This window comes from Streptomyces sp. NPDC050704 (assembly GCF_040654355.1).
Taxonomy (GTDB): Bacteria; Actinomycetota; Actinomycetes; order Streptomycetales; family Streptomycetaceae; genus Streptomyces.
In genome coordinates this window covers 74952-94082 of the sequence record NZ_JBFAHW010000017.1, presented here as the reverse complement: position 1 = coordinate 94082, position 19131 = coordinate 74952, and the positions used below count along the sequence as shown (strand labels likewise).

The 19131-nt window shown below is 71.5% G+C and carries 15 protein-coding genes and 1 tRNA gene; 8 read left to right on the top strand and 8 right to left on the bottom strand.

The features are described from left to right. Positions 1–627 precede the first annotated feature (627 nt). Positions 628–700 (bottom strand) — tRNA-Arg (locus AB0I18_RS12560). Between the two features lie 311 nt (positions 701–1011). Between AB0I18_RS12560 and AB0I18_RS12555 the strand changes: the two genes are divergently transcribed. The 7 genes from AB0I18_RS12555 to AB0I18_RS12525 all read left to right on the top strand — a co-directional run bounded on the left by AB0I18_RS12555 (position 1012) and on the right by AB0I18_RS12525 (position 10100). Beyond that, entirely contained in the window at positions 1012–2619 is a 1608-nt protein-coding gene (locus AB0I18_RS12555) for a dynamin family protein (protein ID WP_363105413.1), read from the top strand. Beyond that, on the top strand, positions 2616–4640 hold the full coding sequence (locus tag AB0I18_RS12550) for a YfjP family GTPase (protein WP_363105412.1): 2025 nt from the start codon (positions 2616–2618) through the stop codon (positions 4638–4640). The genes AB0I18_RS12555 and AB0I18_RS12550 overlap by 4 nt, the downstream gene beginning before the upstream one ends. Positions 4641–4882: 242 nt before the next feature. After that, a complete protein-coding gene (locus AB0I18_RS12545) occupies positions 4883–5362 on the top strand; it encodes a single-stranded DNA-binding protein (protein WP_363105411.1) in 480 nt (159 codons plus the stop codon). 265 nt (positions 5363–5627) lie between these two features. Beyond that, positions 5628–7037 (top strand): Cys-Gln thioester bond-forming surface protein, encoded by a 1410-nt coding sequence (locus tag AB0I18_RS12540; RefSeq protein WP_363105410.1) that lies wholly within the window; start codon positions 5628–5630, stop codon positions 7035–7037. A 281-nt stretch (positions 7038–7318) separates the two neighbouring features. Then, entirely contained in the window at positions 7319–8983 is a 1665-nt protein-coding gene (gene ettA / locus AB0I18_RS12535; protein WP_363105409.1) for an energy-dependent translational throttle protein EttA, read from the top strand. A gap of 2 nt (positions 8984–8985) precedes the next feature. Continuing rightward, positions 8986–9405, top strand: a complete 420-nt coding sequence (locus AB0I18_RS12530; RefSeq protein ID WP_363105408.1) for a thioesterase family protein — start codon at positions 8986–8988, stop codon at positions 9403–9405. Beyond that, positions 9402–10100: a hypothetical protein gene (locus AB0I18_RS12525; RefSeq protein WP_363105407.1), complete on the top strand. Its 699-nt coding sequence runs from the start codon at positions 9402–9404 to the stop codon at positions 10098–10100. Before AB0I18_RS12530 ends, AB0I18_RS12525 begins: the two co-directional genes overlap by 4 nt. Positions 10101–10121: 21 nt before the next feature. Here the strand turns inward: AB0I18_RS12525 and AB0I18_RS12520 are convergent, their stop codons facing one another. The 6 genes from AB0I18_RS12520 to AB0I18_RS12495 form a co-directional block, all read right to left on the bottom strand. After that, a complete protein-coding gene (locus AB0I18_RS12520) occupies positions 10122–11663 on the bottom strand; it encodes an SLC13 family permease (RefSeq protein ID WP_363105406.1) in 1542 nt (513 codons plus the stop codon). Then, a complete protein-coding gene (locus AB0I18_RS12515; protein WP_363105405.1) occupies positions 11660–12637 on the bottom strand; it encodes an NAD(P)-dependent oxidoreductase in 978 nt (325 codons plus the stop codon). The genes AB0I18_RS12520 and AB0I18_RS12515 overlap by 4 nt, the downstream gene beginning before the upstream one ends. 321 nt (positions 12638–12958) lie before the next feature. Continuing rightward, the gene (locus AB0I18_RS12510) at positions 12959–13204 is read right to left on the bottom strand and encodes a class II fructose-bisphosphate aldolase (RefSeq protein ID WP_363105404.1); all 246 of its coding nucleotides are present in this window, start codon (positions 13202–13204) and stop codon (positions 12959–12961) included. Then, complete coding sequence (locus AB0I18_RS12505; RefSeq protein ID WP_363105403.1) at positions 13204–14694, bottom strand: four-carbon acid sugar kinase family protein; 1491 nt, start codon at positions 14692–14694, stop codon at positions 13204–13206. Before AB0I18_RS12505 ends, AB0I18_RS12510 begins: the two co-directional genes overlap by 1 nt. A gap of 371 nt (positions 14695–15065) precedes the next feature. Then, entirely contained in the window at positions 15066–15767 is a 702-nt protein-coding gene (locus tag AB0I18_RS12500; protein WP_363105402.1) for a FadR/GntR family transcriptional regulator, read from the bottom strand. Positions 15768–15967: 200 nt separating this feature from the next. After that, on the bottom strand, positions 15968–16372 hold the full coding sequence (locus AB0I18_RS12495; RefSeq protein ID WP_363105401.1) for a globin: 405 nt from the start codon (positions 16370–16372) through the stop codon (positions 15968–15970). Positions 16373–16584: 212 nt separating this feature from the next. Between AB0I18_RS12495 and AB0I18_RS12490 the strand changes: the two genes are divergently transcribed. After that, positions 16585–17571 carry a methyltransferase domain-containing protein gene (locus tag AB0I18_RS12490; RefSeq protein WP_363105400.1) on the top strand — a complete coding sequence of 329 codons (987 nt, stop codon included), beginning with the start codon at positions 16585–16587 and terminating at the stop codon, positions 17569–17571. Between the two features lie 114 nt (positions 17572–17685). Here AB0I18_RS12490 and AB0I18_RS12485 read toward each other — a convergent pair whose 3' ends face one another. Next, complete coding sequence (locus AB0I18_RS12485) at positions 17686–19122, bottom strand: FHA domain-containing protein (protein ID WP_363105399.1); 1437 nt, start codon at positions 19120–19122, stop codon at positions 17686–17688. Positions 19123–19131: the final 9 nt, after the last annotated feature.

Sequence of the window (19131 nt, the reverse complement as noted above, 5' to 3'; positions counted from 1 at the left end):
GCATCTGGGTGCCGGAGGCGGGCATGCTCCGAGGACTCAGCATCTTCCTGTCCGACCGGGTGTTCGGCGAATACCGGCGCGACCTGCTCACCGAAGCCTTGGACCAGATGGACGCCGCCACCGAGCACGAACGAGAGGCCCGGGCGGTGTCTCTGCGCCGGGCCATCGCCGAGGCCGAGGCGAAGAGCAAGCGGCTCCTCCGTGGCCTGGAACTCGTCGACAACCCCGACCGGAACTTCATCCGGGACCTCAACGAGCGCCGCGCCGAACTCCACGGACAGCAGCTGGATCTGGAGCGGCAACTGGCCGGACTGGAAGCCGAGATCCGGGAGACGCCGAACCCGGAACTTCTCACCGGGCTGCCGGTCACCTCGGTCGACCTGACCGCTGCGCCGGACGCGCTGTCGCGCCGCCTCTTCGAGATCCTCCGCTTGGAGATCCGCTATGACCACAGGACGGAATTGGCCGTCTGCCGCGTCACGCTGACCGGTGGCAGCATTACCGCTATCGCCGATACGGCGGGCCTCCTGCCCGGCTGGCAGGAAGAAACGCCCCGAACGAGCGAGACGACTGAGGAGGAAGGAATGGCAGCGGAGAGGAAGACGCCGCCGCCAACCTTCTGCGGAGCGCCCCCGGCAGGACTCGAACCTGCGGCCAAGCGCTTAGAAGGCGCCTGCTCTATCCACTGAGCTACGGGGGCCGGGTGTGGTGGCCTGTGGTGCTGGTGCCCGGGTGTGGGCGGGTCCGTGACCTTGCCGGGGACAAGGATAGGGCTCCCGGGTCCCTGTCCCTTGTGCTTCCCCTCCGTGGCTCGATGTGGAGGTTCGGTGAAGCGGTCCTGATAATCGCAGGCAGGTACGAATCGTGCATCGCTTTTGGCGTCTCGCGCCCCGGGTGTTGTGCACTCGTTATGCCTGCGCCCCACTCGCCCCTTCCATCCCATGTGTCCGATCGGCGCGCAGACATGCCCATATGCTTCAGAAAGCCTCCAAAGTTGGGCATTCTTCGCATGTGGTGACCTTGGACGTACGGCCTCAGCTGCTCGACGCACTCTCCGCCCTGCGCGACCGTGTCGCCGCCGCACGCTTCCCGCTGCCCCTGGCGGGGGCTCCACGCGCGCGTGCCAACCGCGACGAACTCCTGGCGCAGCTCGACGATTATTTGGTGCCCCGCTTGAGAGAGCCCGAAGCGCCCTTGCTCGCCGTGATCGGGGGATCCACCGGAGCCGGCAAGTCGACTCTGGTCAATTCCCTGGTGGGACGCCGGGTCAGCGAAGCCGGGGTACTGCGGCCCACGACCCGTACGCCGGTGCTCGTGTGCCATCCGGAGGACCATCACTGGTTCAGCGGGATGCGCGTACTGCCCGACCTCACGCGCGTGTGGGTGCCCGAACACGACGACACGGAGGACCCACTGCTGCCGGGAGAGGACGGCACGCGCGTGCTGCGCATCCAGACCGCCGACACCCTCCCGCGCGGGCTCGCCCTCCTCGACGCGCCCGACGTCGACTCCCTGGTGGCCGACAACCGGGTGCTCGCCGCCGAACTCATCTGCGCGGCCGACATCTGGGTCATGGTCACGACGGCCGCCCGGTACGCCGACGCCGTGCCCTGGCATCTGCTGCGTACCGCCAAAGAACACGACGCCACCCTCGTCACGGTGCTCGACCGGGTGCCCCACCAGGTGCTGTCGGAGGTGTCGCGCCAGTACGGGGCGCTGCTCGCCAAGGCCGGGCTCGGCGACGTACCCCGGTTCACCGTGCCCGAGTTGCCCGAGTCCGCGTGGGGCGGAGGGCTGCTTCCGGCCACCGCGGTGGCACCGTTGCGGGCCTGGCTCACCCAGCAGGCGCAGGATCCGGCGGCCCGGCAGCAGGTGATGGCGCGTACGGCGTACGGGGTGCTCGACTCGCTGAAGTCGCGGATGCCCGAGCTGGCCGGTGCGGCGGCCGCGCAGTACGCCGCCGCGCTGCGGCTCACCGCGGCCGTCGACGGGGCGTACGACAGCGAGTACGCGCGCGTGAGGGGCCGTCTGCAGGCCGGGGCGGTGCTCGCCGGTGACGCACTCAAACGGTGGCGCAGCTACCCGCTGGACTGCACCCCCGGTGAACTGCTCGACGCGCTCGCGGAGAGCCTGGCCGCGCTCGTGCTGTGCGCCGTCACCGCCGCCGACGAACGCATCGACGAGGCCTGGCGGCGTGAACCCGCCGCGAGCGCACCGGGGCTGGCAGACCGTGAACCGGCGCCGGAGAGCGCCGAGCACCGCATCGGGATGGCCGTACGACGCTGGCGCCGGGTCCTCGAGGAGTACGCCGAGGACGAGGTGCGCGACTTGGAGAAGAGCGTCGCACCGGACGCCGAGGTGGTGGCCGCGCTGGTCGCCACGGCGCTCCTGGGCGGGCGGCGGGCCCGTGCCGCGGGTGAAGGGCTCGCCGAGCGGATCGGGGCCCATGGCGCTCTGCGGCTGCGCGACAAGGGCGGTCGGCTGCTCACCGACTATCTCGACCGGGCGCTGCACACCGAGCGGGAGCGGCGGCTCGCTCCCCTCGACGCACTCGACGTACGCCCGGAACCGCAGGCCGAACTCATCGCCGCGCTGTCCGTACTGCAGAAAGAGAGGTGACCGCGGTGACTGCCGTCTCGGACCACACGGATCACGCCGACCACCCAGAAGACGACGACGAGGGACGCGAGCACCACCAGGACGGTGGGCACGCGCGCGTGGAGGGCGATTCCGCGCCCGTACGCACATCCGGCCGCGATGCCCATGACGCCCGCGACGCTCACGCCCGCGACGCCCACAAGGAGGCGGGCGATTCAGGGGACACGCGCGTGGAGACCGACAAGGGTGCCGGTGCCGGGGAGTCCGCTGCCAGGGAGTCCAGGGAGTCTACGGACTCCGCAAGCTCCGCAGATTCGTCGGATTCCGCGGACTCCGGAAGCGTCTGGGACGACGGGCTGATCGCGCGGCGCGTGTCCGCCACGGCCGAGGGACACGCCCGGCCCGTACCGGAGGCGGTCGTGGAATACCGGCCGCCGGCCGTGATCCCGCTCGCGTACGACGGGCCGCTACGGTCCCGTCTCGACGCGCTGCGTGAGCTGGTGGGGCTCTCCCGCACCCGCCTCGACAGCCGGACGCTCGCCGAGGCGGGACAGATCCTCGACGAGGCGGCGGCACGGCGCAGGCTCTCCGGGCAGCACACCGTCGTCGCCATCGCCGGGGCCACCGGCAGCGGCAAGTCGCAGCTCTTCAACGCGCTCGCCGGAGTGGCCATTTCGGAGACCGGAGTGCGCAGGCCGACCACCGCCGCGCCGATCGCGTGCAGTTGGAGCGACGGCGCCGCGACCCTCATCGACCGGCTCGGCATCCCCGGACGGCTGCGTCGGCGCCCGTTGCAGAGCGCGGAGGCCGAGGCGCAGTTGCGCGGGCTGGTCCTGGTCGACCTGCCCGACCACGACTCCGCGGCCGTCCAGCACCGCGAACAGGTGGACCGCGTCCTGGCACTCGTCGACGCCGTCATCTGGGTCGTCGACCCGGAGAAGTACGCCGACGCCGTGCTGCACGAGCGCTATCTGCGGCCCATGGCGGGACACGCGGAGGTCACCTTCGTAGTGCTCAACCAGATCGACCGGCTCCCCGGAGAGGCCGCCGACCAGGTCCTCGACGACCTGCGGCGACTCCTCGACGAGGACGGGATCGCGCTCGGCGAGTACGGCGAGCCGGGCGCGACCGTCCTCGCGCTGTCCGCGCTCACCGGGGACGGCATCGCTGAACTGCGCGAGGTGCTCGGCCACTTCGTGGGCGAGCGGGGAGCCGCGGCGCGCCGGATCTCCGCCGACGTGGACGCGGCCGCGGCACGGCTGTGGCCCGTCTACGCGAACCGGCGGCTGGCCGGGCTCAGTGAGGAGGCGCGCGACGAGTTCGCGGACCGGCTCGCGGACGCGGTCGGCGCCACGGCGGCGGGCGACGCGGCGGAGCGCGCGTGGCGCCGCAACGCGAACCGCGCGTGCGGCACGCCGTGGCTGCGGCTCTGGCGCTGGCACCAGGACCGGCGCGAACCGCCGACCGGACGCATCTCCGTGCGGGCGCACGCCGACGAGGAGGTCACGGCACGCCAGCGCGTCGAACAGGCGGTGCGTACGGTGGCCGAGCAGGCGTCCGACGGCCTGCCCGCGCCCTGGGCGCAGGCGGTGCGCGAGGCGGCCGTACGGGGTTCTCAGGGGCTGTGTGAGGCTCTGGACGAGCTGGCCGTACGGGCCGGCACGCCGGTCGGACGGCCGCCCCGGCCCGGCTGGTGGCCGGTCGCCGTGCTGGCCCAGGCATCCATGACGATCCTCCAAGTCATCGGTGGGCTCTGGCTGGTGGCCCAGGTCATCGGCTTCATGTCGCCGAATCTCGGGGTGCCGGTGCTGCTGATGGTGATCGGCATCGTGGGCGGTCCGGGCGTGGAGTGGGCCTGCAGGCTGGCGGCGGGCGGGCCGGCCCGGCGGTACGGGCTGGAGGCGGAACGGCGGCTGCGGGAGGCGGCGTCGGGGTGCGGTCGGGCGCGGGTTCTCGATCCGGTCGCGGCGGAGTTGCTGCGGTATCGGGAGGTGCGGGAGCAGTACGTGCGGGTCACGGGGGTCGGGGTCTCGGCGGGGTGACGGGCGCCGCTTCGATGGGACGAAGTGCCTCGCTGATGGGACGAAGTGTCTCGTTGTCGGTGGGGCGCCCCTCGTTCCGGTGACGGCGTTGTCCACAACCGGGCGGTAGCCCACAGCGCTCAGCGGGCTCGGGCCGGCGGAGGCAGTCTGGGTTCGCGGCGATCACGACACGGTCGCTGCGGCAGACGCAGACGCAGCCGTACGGGACGGGCCCGTACGTGTGGGCAAGGGAGGGGTTCGCGATGAACGAGACGATGGTGTGTGTGGTGGGGAACGTGGCCACGCAGCCGGTGTACCGGGAGACGGCTTCGGGTCCGTCGACGAGGTTCCGGCTGGCCGTGACACAGCGGTACTGGGACCGTGAGAAGGACACGTGGAAGGACGGGCACACCAACTTCTTCACGGTGTGGGCCAACCGTGCGCTCGCGACGAATGTGCAGGGCTCCGTGTCGGTGGGCGATCCGCTGGTGGTGCGCGGGAGGCTGAAGATCCGCTCCGAACAGCGCGACGGGCAGTCGCGGACAGACGTGGACATCGAGGCGTCGGCGATCGGCCACGATCTGGCGCGCGGCACCGCGGCCTTCCGGCGGGCGTACAAGGGGGAGGCGGCAACAGCACCCCCGGACACACCGGCCCGGCCGGAGCCCAGCTGGGAGACGGTGCCAGGGGTTCAGCCGGTCGAGGAAGCTCAACAGCAGCGGGAACCCGTTCTGGTGACGTGATGTCAGGTAACACGTCCACCGCCTGACCGAAGTGTGGCTTATCGGCGAATGCGTTCCGAACGGTCCTCGTGGATTTGTCGATAAGCCCTGCTCACGCGGGGTCTTGGCGATAACGATTCCGAGTCGGATCGCTTATCCGACGGCAGGACCGGGGAGGGCGATGCGCCCCGTCCCTAGGATGCCGGGCATAGCTCTCGGGGCTTCTGATTCTGCTGGTGGGACCGTAACCCCCCACGTCAACGGGTCCTGCTCGAAGGGGAATTCTGTGTTTTCTTCGTTCTCTGCGTCGCCCGCGCACGGGCGAGGGGCCGCCCGCCTCGCCGCGGCGGCGCTGGTGTCCGGACTCGTCGCCGTGAGCGTCATGGCTGTCACAGGTACGGCCGTCGCCGACGAGTCCCCCCAGAGCCACGGCGGCGCGACCGCCACCATAGGTGGCCTGAAGACGTCCGGACCCGCCGTCATCCACGAGAACGGCGAGGACAAGCATGTGTCCGCGGGGCTGTTCGAGATGTCCGTCGACAACGGCGGCACTCTGCAGACCTACTGCGTCGACATACACAATCCGACGCAGAAGGACGCCAGATACCAGGAGACGCCCTGGAGCGGTACGTCGCTGAACGGCAACCCCGACGCGGGCCGGATCCGCTGGATCCTGCAGAACTCCTACCCGCAGGTGAACGACCTGGCCGCGTTGGGCGTGAAGGCGGGCGTGAGCGGCCTCACCGAGCAGGACGCGGCGGTCGCCACCCAGGTGGCGATCTGGCGGTACTCGGACGGTGCCGACGTGGACGCCGTGGACCCGCGGGCGGAGCGGCTCGCCGACTATCTGCAGCGGAGCGCGCGGAACCTCGCGGAGCCCAAGGCCTCACTGACCCTGGATCCGCCCGCGGTCTCCGGCGCCACCGGTGAGCTGCTCGGCCCTGTCACGGTGCACACCAACGCGGCCGGCGCGACGGTGACGCCGCCCGCCGACGCGGCGAACGGGGTGAAGGTCGTCGACAGGGACGGCGAGAAGATCACGTCCGCGGCCGATGGCAGCGAGCTGTTCTTCGACGTCCCCAAGGGCGCCGCGGCCGGTTCGGCCACGCTGACGGTGCAGGCCTCGACCACGGTGCCGGTCGGCCGGGCCTTCGCCTCCGAGACCAGGAGTCAGACCCAGATCCTGGCCGGCTCCAGCGAGTCCACGGTCTCCGCGACGGCCACCGCGAACTGGGCGAAGACGGGTGCGATACCCGCACTGTCGGCCGAGAAGAACTGCGCCAAGGGCGGCGTGGACATCACGGCGACCAACGAGGGCGACGAGCCCTTCACCTTCGAGCTGATGGGCTTCGAGCACACCGTGGAGGCGGGCGCGTCGCAGACGGTGACGGTCCCGTTGCAGGAGGACCAGCCGTACGACTTCACGATCAAGGGACCGCACGGCTACGAGAAGCGGATCGCGGGCGTACTCGACTGCCAGACGCAGAGCAGCGCCGTCGGCAAGACGACCCAGACACTGAGCGAGCCCAGCCCGGCCACGCTCGGCGGCGGCACCGCCACCGCGACCACCGACCTGGCCGAGACCGGCGCCTCCAGCGCCACCCCGGTGATAGCGGGGGTCGCCATCGCCCTCGTCGTGGTCGGCGGCGCCGCGGTGGTCCTCGTCCGCAAGAAGAAGACGCCGACGCAGGACTGAGCCCGGGGAAGAACAGGACCCGGCTCACGGAAGAGCAGGACTGGGCGCACAGCAGAAACAGCACCTTGACAACTGGACAGTGAGTGACAGCTCGCTGACCGTTCGGCTCGCCGCCCGGTGACGCTTGCCGCGACAAATGGTGACGAGCCGACTACATAGCGCGAGTTGAGGGCGGGTGGGCCGGGGGTGCGCCGAAGTACTGGTTTCCGCCGAGGGGTGGCCGTACGGCAAGATGGGGTGTATCTGCCCACTGCCGATTTCAAGCGTCCGGACGGTTTCTCTTGGCTGAGTACATCTACACCATGCGCAAGACGCGCAAGGCGCACGGCGACAAGGTGATTCTCGATGACGTCACCCTGAACTTCCTGCCGGGAGCGAAGATCGGCGTCGTCGGTCCGAACGGTGCCGGTAAGTCGACCGTGCTGAAGATCATGGCGGGCCTTGAGCAGCCGTCGAACGGTGACGCGTTCCTGTCGCCGGGCTACTCCGTCGGCATGCTGCTGCAGGAGCCGCCGCTGGACGAGTCGAAGACGGTTCTGCAGAACGTGCAGGACGGCGCTGCCGAGATCATGGGCAAGCTGCACCGCTTCAACGAGGTCGCCGAGCTCATGGCGACCGACTACTCGGACGCGCTGATGGAGGAGATGGGCAAGCTCCAGGACGACCTGGACCATGCCAAGGCGTGGGACCTGGACACGCAGCTGGAGCAGGCCATGGACGCGCTGGGCTGCCCGCCCGGTGACTGGCCGGTCACCAACCTCTCCGGTGGCGAGAAGCGCCGCGTCGCGCTCTGCAAGCTGCTGCTCGAAGCGCCCGACCTGCTGCTGCTCGACGAGCCCACCAACCACCTGGACGCCGAGTCCGTGCAGTGGCTGGAGCAGCACCTCGCGAAGTACGACGGCACCGTCGTAGCCGTCACCCACGACCGGTACTTCCTCGACAACGTCGCGGGCTGGATCCTGGAGCTCGACCGCGGCCGTGCCATCGGCTACGAGGGCAACTACTCCGTGTACCTGGAGAAGAAGCAGTCCCGCCTCAAGGTCGAGGGCCAGAAGGACGCCAAGCGCGCCAAGCGGCTCAAGGAAGAGCTCGAGTGGGTGCGGTCCAACGCCAAGGGCCGGCAGGCCAAGTCCAAGGCGCGGCTCACCCGTTACGAGGAGATGGCCGCCGAGGCGGACAAGATGCGGAAGCTGGACTTCGAGGAGATCCAGATCCCGCCGGGCCCGCGGCTCGGCAGCATCGTCGTCGAGGTCAGCAAGCTCTCCAAGGGCTTCGGCGACAAGGTCCTCATCGACGACCTCTCGTTCACGCTGCCGCGTAACGGGATCGTCGGCGTCATCGGCCCGAACGGTGCCGGCAAGACCACCCTCTTCAAGATGATCCAGGGCCTGGAGACGCCGGACTCCGGCGAGATCAAGGTCGGCGAGACCGTCAAGATCTCGTACGTCGACCAGACCCGCGAGAACATCGACCCGAAGAAGTCGCTGTGGGCCGTCGTCTCCGACGAGCTGGACTACATCAACGTGGGCCAGGTCGAGATGCCGTCCCGCGCGTACGTGTCCGCCTTCGGGTTCAAGGGCCCGGACCAGCAGAAGCCGGCCGGTGTCCTCTCCGGTGGTGAGCGCAACCGCCTGAACCTCGCGCTGACCCTCAAGCAGGGCGGCAACCTGCTGCTCCTCGACGAGCCGACCAACGACCTCGACGTCGAGACCCTGTCCTCGCTCGAGAACGCGCTGCTCGAGTTCCCGGGTGCCGCGGTGGTCGTCTCCCACGACCGGTGGTTCCTCGACCGAGTCGCGACGCACATCCTCGCGTACGAGGGCGACTCCAAGTGGTTCTGGTTCGAGGGCAACTTCGAGTCGTACGAGAAGAACAAGATCGAGCGGCTCGGACCGGACGCCGCGCGTCCGCACCGCGCCACCTACAAGAAGCTGACCCGGGACTGATCTTGCGGCACATCTACCGCTGCCCGCTGCGCTGGGCGGACATGGACGCGTACGGCCACATCAACAACGTGGTCTTCCTCCGCTATCTGGAGGAGGCGCGTATCGACTTCCTGTTCCGCCCGGACAAGGATTTCCAGCAGGGGTCCGTGGTGGCGCGCCATGAGATCGACTACAAGCGGCAGTTGACGCACCGGCACGCGCCGGTGGACATCGAGCTGTGGGTCACGCGGATAAGAGCGGCGTCGTTCACCATCGCCTACGAGGTCAAGGACCCGGACCAGGTGTATGTCCGCGCCCAGACGGTGATAGTGCCGTTCGACTTCGAGGCGCAGCGGCCGCGCCGGATCACCGCTGAGGAGCGGTCGTTCCTGGAGGAGTACGCGGACGACGAGGACGATCCTGCGGGGGCCGTCGCGGCATGACGGTCCTGCACCTCGTCGACGAGGGGGAGGTGGCGGACCTCTCCGCCTTCCTGGCCCGGCTGATCCACTACGACCGCGCGGCCGCGGTACGGCTGCAGGCGTCGGGGCAGACGCTCGCGGTGTTCGGCAGGCCGCCGTCGTTCGAGGTGCTCGCGATCCGTACGGCGCGGCTCGCGAAGCCGTACGAGGACGGGCTCGACGACACGCTCGACGTGACCGTCTCGGCCGGTGAACTCCTGGAGTCAATCGACGAGTCGGCGGCCACGGCGAACGTGCCCGCCGCCGTCACCGGTCCGCCGTGGGCCGGGGTGCTGCCGCCGCGTGGCGGCTGGCGGCCGGAGCCGGGGCTGCCCGCGCCGGCCGCGGTGCGCGCGATGGTGACCGCGGTGGTCGCCGAATTCCGGTCGCGCATCGATGAGTTGGCGCCCGAAGAACGCACCCGGGCAGCGCTCGACCGGATCGGGCGGGAGATCTGGTCTCGGCCGGTCGGGGACACGGACCTGCCGGTGCGGGCCGCGCACGCGGCGCAGTCGCTGGGATTCCTGCGGCCGCCACGCACGGCCGCGCCCGACGCGCCCGACGAGGCCGTGTTGAGGCTGCTCTCGTCGGGCGCGTGGCTCAGGCTGCGTACACCGTACGGGTCGATCGCCGTACGCAGGGCGGGACTTGGGGCGTTGGACGTCAGCGTCCGCTGACCCCTGACCCTCCCCGGACCGTTACATGAGAGGCCAGAGGGCTGCCGTGAGGCCGAAGCCGATCATGCCCATGATGGTCGTGAGGACCGTCCAGGTGCGCAGGCCGGAGGCCACGTCGAGGCCGGCGAGCTTGGTGAACATCCAGTAGCCCGCGTCGTTGATGTGCGAGACGGCGAGGCCGCCCGCGCCCATCGCCAGGGCTACCAGGGAGAGTTGGCCCGTGGACAGGTCGGCGCGCTCAAGGAGCGGGCCGAGGATGCCGGCCTTGGTGATCAGGGCCACCGTTGTCGAACCCTGGGCGGCGCGCAGGGTCATTGCCATCAGGAAGGCGAGGAAGAGGGCGGGCAGGCCGGTGCGGTCGAGGACGTCGGCGATCGCGTCGCCGATGCCGCTCGCCACCAGGACCTTGCCGAAGACACCGCCCGCGCCCGCCACCAGGATCACCATCGCCACGGGCGGCAGGGCGGAGCCCATGACCTCGGCGATGCGGGTGCGGTTCCAGCCGCGGCGGGCGCCCAGGAAGTACCCGCACAGGGCGACGTCGATCAGCAGGGCCACCATCGGGGCGCCGAGGACCGTGAGGACGGCCCGGAGGGTGGAGCCCTCGTCGAGCAGGTTCTGGCCGAGGGTGCCGAGGAGGATCAGCAGGATCGGGGTGACGATCAGGGCCAGCACCATGCCGAAGGAGGGTGGCGGGCCGGCCTCGGCGGTGCCGGCGGCCGCGGCATTCGTGGCGGTCGCGGAGGGCTTGGTGAGTACGGCGGTTCCGTGGCCGTCGTCCCCGGCGGGCTCGGTGGGTACGGAGGTGCCGCCACCCGGGGCCGGAGTGGCTCCGTCATCGGAGACATCGGGGGCATTGGAGGCATCAGGGATGTCAGGGATGACAGGGGCATCGGCGGCCAGGCCGTCCTCGCCGTAGACCTCGGCGTACACGGTCGGGTCCATCGGGTACTCGCGGCGGGTCATGCGGCGCGACACCAGGAAGCCGAGCAGGACCACGACGGCGGTCAGCGGGATGCCGACGAGCAGGACCAGGCCCTGGTCGGCGCCGATGGCCTGGGTGACGGCGACCGCGCCCGGGTGAGGGGGCAGGAAGGCGTGCACGGTGAGCATCGCGGCGCCCATCGGGAGGGCGTACACGAGCAGGGGCTTGCGGGAGGCGCGGGCGACGCCGTACGCGATCGGCATCAGGATGATCAGGCCGACCTCGAAGAAGACCGGGATGCCGAGGACGAATCCGGCGACGGTGAGCGCGAGCGGGGTGCGCTTGGAGCCGAAGCGGTCGATGAGGGAGTGGGCGAACGACTGGGCGCCGCCGGAGAGTTCGATGATCCGGCCGATCATCGCGCCCAGGGCGATGATCGTCGCGATGTGGCCGAGGGTGGAGCCCATGCCCTCCTCGATCGTCTTCACCAGGTCGGCGGCCGGGACGCCGGCGGCGAGCGCGACGCCGATGGAGACGACGACCAGGGCGACGAAGGGCTGGACCTTGGCGCGGAGGATCAGCAGCAGAAGGGTGGCGACTCCGGCGAGGGCTATCAGAAGGAGGGTGGTGTGGCTCATCGGGTCTCTCCCTCTGGGGAGTCGTTCTCGGCGGTCTGCGCGGTCTGCGCGGTCTGCGGGGTGCTCTCGGGGGTCGGGGTCGGGGTCTTCGGGGAGAGGACGGTGACGACCGAGGAGTCGTCGTGGGCGGCGAGGCCGGCGTGCTCGCCGAGGAGGTAGAGCTGTTCGGCGGCGGCCGCGAGGGGGACCGGGACGTGGGCGTCCCGGGCGATGCCGGTGACGATGCCCATGTCCTTCACGAAGATGTCGAGGCGGGACTTCACCTCGGGGTCCGGGCCGTCCTCGTACGTCTCGACCATGCGGGGGCCGCGGTCGGCGAACATGAACGAGCCGGCCGCGCCGTGCCGGAGGCTCTCCACGACCGTGGCCGGGTCGAGGCCCAGGCCGCGGGCGAGGGCGACGGCCTCCGCGGCGGCGGCGATGTGGACGCCGGCCAGGAGCTGGTTGATGGCCTTGAGGGCCTGGCCGTCGCCCGGGCGGGGGCCCACGACCGTGAGGGTGGAGGCGAGGAGGTCCAGCACCGGGCGGGCCAGGTTCAGGGCCTTGTCCTCGGCGCCGACGACGATGAGGAGGTCGCCGTTGCCCGCGCGTACGGGGCCGCCGCTGACCGGGGCGTCGACCGTGAGGATGCCGTTCCCCGCGAGGCGGGCGGCTGTGGTGCGGGCCGCTTCCGGGCCGACCGTGCTGGTGAGGATGACGGTGGCGCCGGGGCGGAGGGTTTCGGCCGCGCCGTGCTGGGCGAAGAGGGCGCTTTCCACTTGGGCTTGGTCTCGGACTGCGAGGAGGACGATGTCCGCGTTCCGGGCCGCCTCGGCGGGGGAGTCGGCGCCGGTGCCGCCCGCCTTTGTGACCAGGGCTCGGCGGGTTTCGGCTATGTCGTAGGCCGTGACCGGGAGGTGGGCGGCCAGGCGGGTGGCCATGGGGAGGCCCATGGCGCCGAGGCCGATCACTGCGGTGCGGGGAGGGGTTGTCATTCGGGGGTCCTTCGGGGAGGGGACGGGGGTGCGTGGGGAGGAAGTACGGCTGCAGGTCGGAGGGGGCTGGTCGCGCAGTTCCTCGCGCCCCTGAGGGGGCTGGGGGTTGGGGGGCGTGGGACGTCTGCGGGCTGGCTGGCTGGGGGGCGCGCCTACGTGGCGGAGCCGCATATCGATGCAGTCCCGCGCCGCTGGAGCCGGCCGGGGTGATGGGTGGGCTCGCCCGGGTGGGCGCCCTGCGGCGCGGTCGCCTGCGGCTGTAGGAAGTCCGGCAGTTCAGCAGTTCAGCAGTTCAGCAGTCAGGCCGTCCGTCGCCCTGAACTACGCGGGCTGTGGCGTCAGTTGAGTGATGACTCGGGACGCCGCCTCGGTCACCGCGTCGTGGCCCGCGTGTTTGAAGGGGCTCGAACTTGCCTGGATCAGTACCGGGTGATCTGCGGAGGCTTCGGCCGCGGTGACGATGCCCTGGACGGTTTCGAGGTTGTACGCGACGAAGCCGGGGAGCGCGTAGCCGGTCTCGTACGCCTCGGTGAGGGCCTCCAGGCCTTCCGTTCCGGTCAGCAGCATCAGGCGGCGCTCCTCAGCAGGGCGAGGGCGTCGGCGAGGGCGTTGTCGCCGCCGACGTTGCCCGCGAAGACGACGTACGGGATGCCCGCGGCCGGGCCGTCGACGGGCTGCCAGAGGGAGACGATGCCCGGGAGCAGCGTGCCGCGGGCCCAGGCGCGGCGGATCTCCAGGCCGTGGGTGGCGGTGTCGCTGGAGGTGATGCCGCCCTTGGCGATGACGAAGGCGGGGCGGCGGGCGGCGTTGACGAGGCGTACCGCTTCGACGAGGGCGGCCGAGACGCTCCGCGAGATGGCGAGGCTGGTGTCCGGGTCCGTGCCGGTGACGAGCGTGCGGGTGGTGCGGATGACCGCGTCGGAGGTCTCCAGGGCGGCCGCCGCGGCGGTGGCGATCTCGCGGATGTGGGTGGCGCGGCGGGTGTCGTCGAGGAGTTGGGCGACGTCGAGCTCGTACTCGGTGAGGTTGTCCTGCGGACCGCCCGGCTGACCGTCTGGCTTACCGCCCCGCTGACTCTCCTGCTGTTCGCGCAGGCGGTCCAACTGGCGGGTGGTCAGGGAGACATGGGAGCCGACGACGATGAGGCCGTGCGGGGCGTCGCCGCGCAGCGGGCGGAGTTCGGCGGGAGTGAGCGGCGGGTGGGCGGACTGACCGGCTCGGGCGCGTACGAAGGAGGGGCCCACGCGGTAGAGGAGGTGGGCGCCGTTCTCCTCGGCCTCGGCGAGGGCCAGGGCGAGGACGCGGAGGTCGTCGTCGCAGACCGCGTCCACCACGGCGGGCGCGCCGTCGCGAAGGGTCGAGAGGAGCGTCGCCACGTGGGAGGGGCCCTCGACGCGCAGGTCCGTGAGCGTGATGCGGAGGACCTTGCCGGCGGGGGTGCGGCCGTGCGTCTTCTCCTCGATCCAGTCGGGGAGGCGGGAGGAGCGGTAGCCGAAGGTGGCGTCCTTGGCGAACTCGCTCTCGCCGACCGGGAGAAGACCGTCCGGGGTGCGCATCCAGTGCGTCGAGTCGACGGTCAGGCGGCCGGCCTCGATATAGGCGGGGACGACGACGACTCCGTCGGGGGCGGGGGCGCCCTGGGCCGTCAACTCCTCGGCCAGCACGTCCGTTTCCAGGGGGAAGTGGCCGCGGAGGGTCGAGTCGCTCCGGGAGGCGATGGCGTAGGGGACGCCCTCGGCCCGGGATGCCTGGTGGAGGGCGCGGACGATCTCGCGGTTGCGGTCGGCGGCGTCGGCGGGGGCGAGGCTGCGGGTGTTGGTGAGGACGAAGAAAGCGGTGCTGTCCTGGCGCAGGGCCCAGCGGAGGTCGTCGACCGTCCAGGTGGTGAGGACGGGGATGTCCTTGACGGTCTGGGTGCCGGTGGGATCGTCGTCCAGGACCACGAGGCGGGGTGCGGACCGGATTCTCGCGGCTACCTCGGCGGCGGGGACCTCGCGGACCGGAGGCAGGCCGGCGAGGACTTCGGGCTCGGGAAGGGCATGACGGGGTAGGGACATGGCGATTCCTGGGGATTTCAGTCGGGGCTGGGGCTGGGGCTGGGGCTCGGGGATGGGAGGTGCGTGGATCTGCTGCGGGTTGTGGTGGGCTGGTCGCGCCCACGCGGCGGAGCCGCATGTCGATGCAGCCTCGCGCCCCTGAGGGGGGCTGGGGTGGTGGGTTGCCTGCGGGTGGGACCCGGGGGTGAGGCCTGGGCGTGGGACCGCTCGCCCGTGCCTGTGGGGTGTCGCTCGGTTCGGAACGGTGCCGCGCCCGGTGGCAGGTGGCACAGGTGCCCGCAGCGGCACGCGTGCCACCAGCCGCGCCGGCCGTGTGAACTGCCGCCGCTACGTCGGCGGTTCATCGGCATGGCGGTTCGCCGCCGCGTACGTCAGCGGGTGTCCGGGTCCTTGATGACGTGCGTGCGCAGGTCGTTCGCCGTCTGGTTCATGTGGGCGTCCATCGCGCGGCGGGCCTTCTCCGGGTCGCCGGACTCCAGGGCGATCAGGACCGCTTCGTGGTGGGCGATCGCGTTGACCCGGATCTGGGGGACCGCCGAGGTCTCGCGGCGGCCCTCCGCCAGGAGCGGGCCGAAGGGCTCGAAGAGGAGCGGGACGAAGAGGTTGCCGGTCGCCCGCATGACCGTGGCGTGGAAGTCGATGTCGGCCTGGACGAACTGTTCCGTGTCGCCCGCGTCGGCCGCCTCGCGCATCGTCGCGAGGTGCTCGCGCAGCTCGGCGAGGTCGGCCTCGCCGCGGCGCACGGCGGCGAGTTCCGTCGCGCCGTTCTCGATGAGGCGGCGGGCCTCGATGAGCCGCTCGGAGAGGGCGGTGTGCGAGGAGCGGGACGCCACGCGGACCACGTGTTCCAGGGCGGTCCAGCGGTCCGGCGGGTTCACGTAGGTGCCCCGGCCGCGGACGACACGTACGACGTTCTGGGCGCGCAGCTGCTTCACCGCCTCGCGGACGGTCAGACGGCTCACGGACGACTGCTCGGCGAGCTCGGCCTCCGGGGGGAGGGCGGCGTCCGGCAGGTACGTGCCGTCGATGATCGCGCTGAGCAGCTGCTCGGCGAGGTCTTCGGAGAGCGACATCGTTGGGCCTCCGGCGGGCGGGTCTCGACGGGTGGTGACCAGAAGTCTGTCATCAGGCGATCACCGTCAACCACCATCAGCATGGCGATCACGAGATCTGACGTCAGACATCTGATGTCTCGATGGGCGTAACCATGACACCGGGGCCGGGGCCCGTCAATACCCGTGCGTGATTGCGGTTCGGTTACGGCGGTGGGGCCTCAGCCCTCCGTGTTCACCATCGACGCCGCCGCGTACGTCAGGTAGTTCCACAGCGTGTGCTCGTGCTCCTCCGAGAGGCCGAGCTCGTCGACGGCGACCCGCATGTGCTTCAGCCAGGCGTCGTGCGCCGCGCGGTCGACGGCGAAGGGCGCGTGACGCATGCGCAGCCGCGGATGGCCGCGGTTCTCGCTGTACGTCGTCGGGCCGCCCCAGTACTGGATCAGGAACAGCGTGAGGCGGTCCTCGGCCGGGCCCAGGTCCTCCTCGGGATACATGGGCCGCAGCAACGGGTCCTCGGCGACACCTTCGTAGAAACGGCGCACGAGTCGCCGGAAGGTCTCCTCGCCGCCGACCTGCTCGTAGAAGGTCTGCTCCTGAAGAGTGCCGCGGGGAATCTCGACCACGTCGGTTGGCCTCACATAAGTCGCTTAAGTCGCTCTGGTCAGCCCCTGGCCCGTTCGGCCGGGGGCCCGGGGGTCGTCCCCGGAATTGCAGCCACGCTGTCCATGGTCTCAGACGGCGGGACCGAGGACTCAAGACTTAGGACCATGACTCTCTTTGGCGCCCTGGGGTCCTGGCGCTCGCCTCCCGGCCCGTCCCGCCGCACAGTGGACGTATGGGTACGCACGCCATCGACCACGGCCTCGACGACCTCGCCGCCACGGCGCGGGCGGCCCTGGTGCGCGAGATCGGGGCGAGCGGGGCCTGGGACGCCGACCCGGTGTGGCGGGAGGCCTTCGAGAGCGTCCCGCGCCACCTCTTCGTGCCGTACTACTACGTCGGTGTGCAGGGCGGCTACGAGCGCAGATGGGGCGAGGACCCCAGCCTGCGCAGGCGCGAGAAGTGGCTGCGCGGCGCGTACGCCGACGCCCCGCTGGCCACGCGGCTGCGTGACGGCGAGCTGCTGTCGTCCAGCAGCCAGCCGTCCCTGATGGCGAAGATGCTGGCCGAGCTGGAGGTGCGGGACGGGCACGCGGTCCTGGAGATCGGCGCGGGCACCGGTTACAACGCGGCTCTGCTCTCGCACCGGCTGGGCGACGAACTCGTCACCACCGTCGACCTGGACCCGGAGATCACCGAGTCCGCCCGGCGGCACCTGGCCGCCGCCGGCCACCACCCGGCCGTCGTCACCGGCGACGGCGCGCGCGGCTGCCCCGAGCGCGGCCCCTTCGACCGGATCATCGCCACCTGCACGATGAGCTCGATCCCGCGCCCCTGGCTGGCCCAGTGCCGCCCGGGCGCCCGGATCCTCGCGCCGTTCGCCACCGGGCTGATCGCCCTGCGGGTACGGGACTCCGGGTACGCCGAGGGCCGTTTCCTGTCCACGCCCGCCTACTTCGTGCCCCTGCGCGGCGGCGGCCGGCCCGAGGCGGAGCTCCCGGACATGGACCTGGAGGGGCTGCCGCGCCCGGCCGGGCGACACGAGCTGTTCCGGTTCCTGCTGACGCTGACGGTGGGCACCCTCGACCCGCACGAGGCGTACGCGCTGTGGGAGCGCGAGGAGCGGCCGGTGCGCGGGCGGTACGGGATTACTGTCAGCGGCGAACGAGCGTGGGCGTGGCTGGACGACCCCGAAGGGCCGTACGCCTGGCCGCTGCCGTGAGCTCCGCTGGTTCGGGTGGTTCGTTTGCCGCGGGCCGTTGGGGGCTGGTCGCGCCGTTCCCCGCGCCCCTTGCGGGGCCCGCGCCCCTTGCGGGGCCCGCGCCCCTTGCGGGGCTCAGCCCCGCCTGATCGTGATCGTCGTCCATGCCCCCACGTGCACCCGGTCGCCGTCCTGCAGTGGTACGGGGACGAAGGGCTGGATGGGCTCCTCGGCGCCGTTGACCGTGGTGCCGTTGGTGGAGTTCTGGTCGACGACCGCCCAGGTGCCGTCGGGCTGCTGGACGAGGACCGCGTGCTGGTGCGAGACGCCCGGGTCCTCCGGCGGCACCGACAGGTCGATGTCCGGGGTGTCGCCGGTGGAGTGCCGGCGGCGGCCGATGGTGATCTGGTTGCCGGTGAGCGGACGCTGCTGTTCCGGTGAGTACGCGGGCAGGTTGAGGCCCGCGGCCTCCGGCCCGGAGCGCTGCATCATCGCCATGAAGTAATCGCGGTCGGGACCGATCGTGATGTTCCACGGCAGCGGCTGCTGCTGGTACCCGGGAGGCGCCTGGGTCGAGCCGGGCTGCGGGTATCCGTAACCGCCACCGGGGCCGGGAGGACCGCCGGGGCCACCCTGACCGCTCTGGCCGCCCTGAGCGCCGCCGGGACCGCCGGTGGACGGCGGCGGAAGCACCCAGTCGTCGTCACCGCCCCCGAAGGACGGCCCACCGGGTCCCTGCGGATGTCCGGTCTCCTGCGGGTACCCGGGCGGAGCGGACGGACCGGCCTGCTGGAACCCCTGCGGCGCACCCGGACCGCCCTGACCACCAGGGCCGCCGGGCCCGCCGTAACCATTCGGTCCGCCCTGGCCGCCGGAACCACCAGGCCCACCAGGTCCACCGGGCCCACCAGGCCCGTCGGGACCGCCGTATCCACCGGACCCGTCAGGACCGCCGTACCCGCCGGGCGGCATCCCCGGCCCGTTCGCCCCGGGGCCCGTGCCTCCGGGCCCTGGCGGCGGAGGAAACGGCCGGGACGGATCGCCGGGGAACCCGGACGGGTCCTCGCCGTACGGCGGAATCGGTTCCGCGGGCCGGTTCATCTGTGACGGCCGGGAGCCCTGGTAGTCGAACCCGCCGGTACCGGTGTTAGTGCCAGGAGCGGGCTGTCCGGGCGGCTGCTGCTGGAACCGGAGCGCCGGGTTCGGGCCGCCGGGGCCAGGCCCGGGGCCGGCGCCGGGTGACGGCGGCCGCGGCGCGGCCGGAGTGTACGAAGTCGCGGTGTTCGTCAGGAAGTTCCACCGGCACTCCTCGCAGAACGGCGCCCCGCCCTCGCGCGGCGTACGGCACTGCGGGCAGAGCTCCTGCTCGGGAGACGGGTCGGGCACCGCGGACAGATGCGGGCGGCCGCCCTGGCCGGGCGGCGGCGGGGGAGAACCGGGCGGCGGATAGCCGTAGCCGGCCGCCGGGGGCGGCGGCGGAGGTGGCGGGGGCACGGCACCGGCCATGCGGTGACCGCAGACCTCGCACCAGTCGTCGGAACCCGACTGGTGTCCGTTCGGGCAGGTCGGCATGTCGGCGCT

Bases quoted from the DNA above. Each gene is read 5' to 3' on its own strand.
- AB0I18_RS12545 (WP_363105411.1), top strand. From the start codon at position 4,883: ATGAACGAGACGATGGTGTGTGTGGTGGGGAACGTGGCCACGCAGCCG.
- AB0I18_RS12525 (WP_363105407.1), top strand. From the start codon at position 9,402: ATGACGGTCCTGCACCTCGTCGACGAGGGGGAGGTGGCGGACCTCTCC.
- AB0I18_RS12520 (WP_363105406.1), bottom strand. From the start codon at position 11,663: ATGAGCCACACCACCCTCCTTCTGATAGCCCTCGCCGGAGTCGCCACC.
- AB0I18_RS12515 (WP_363105405.1), bottom strand. From the start codon at position 12,637: ATGACAACCCCTCCCCGCACCGCAGTGATCGGCCTCGGCGCCATGGGC.
- AB0I18_RS12510 (WP_363105404.1), bottom strand. From the start codon at position 13,204: ATGCTGCTGACCGGAACGGAAGGCCTGGAGGCCCTCACCGAGGCGTAC.
- AB0I18_RS12505 (WP_363105403.1), bottom strand. From the start codon at position 14,694: ATGTCCCTACCCCGTCATGCCCTTCCCGAGCCCGAAGTCCTCGCCGGC.
- AB0I18_RS12500 (WP_363105402.1), bottom strand. From the start codon at position 15,767: ATGTCGCTCTCCGAAGACCTCGCCGAGCAGCTGCTCAGCGCGATCATC.
- AB0I18_RS12490 (WP_363105400.1), top strand. From the start codon at position 16,585: ATGGGTACGCACGCCATCGACCACGGCCTCGACGACCTCGCCGCCACG.
- AB0I18_RS12485 (WP_363105399.1), bottom strand. From the start codon at position 19,122: ATGCCGACCTGCCCGAACGGACACCAGTCGGGTTCCGACGACTGGTGC.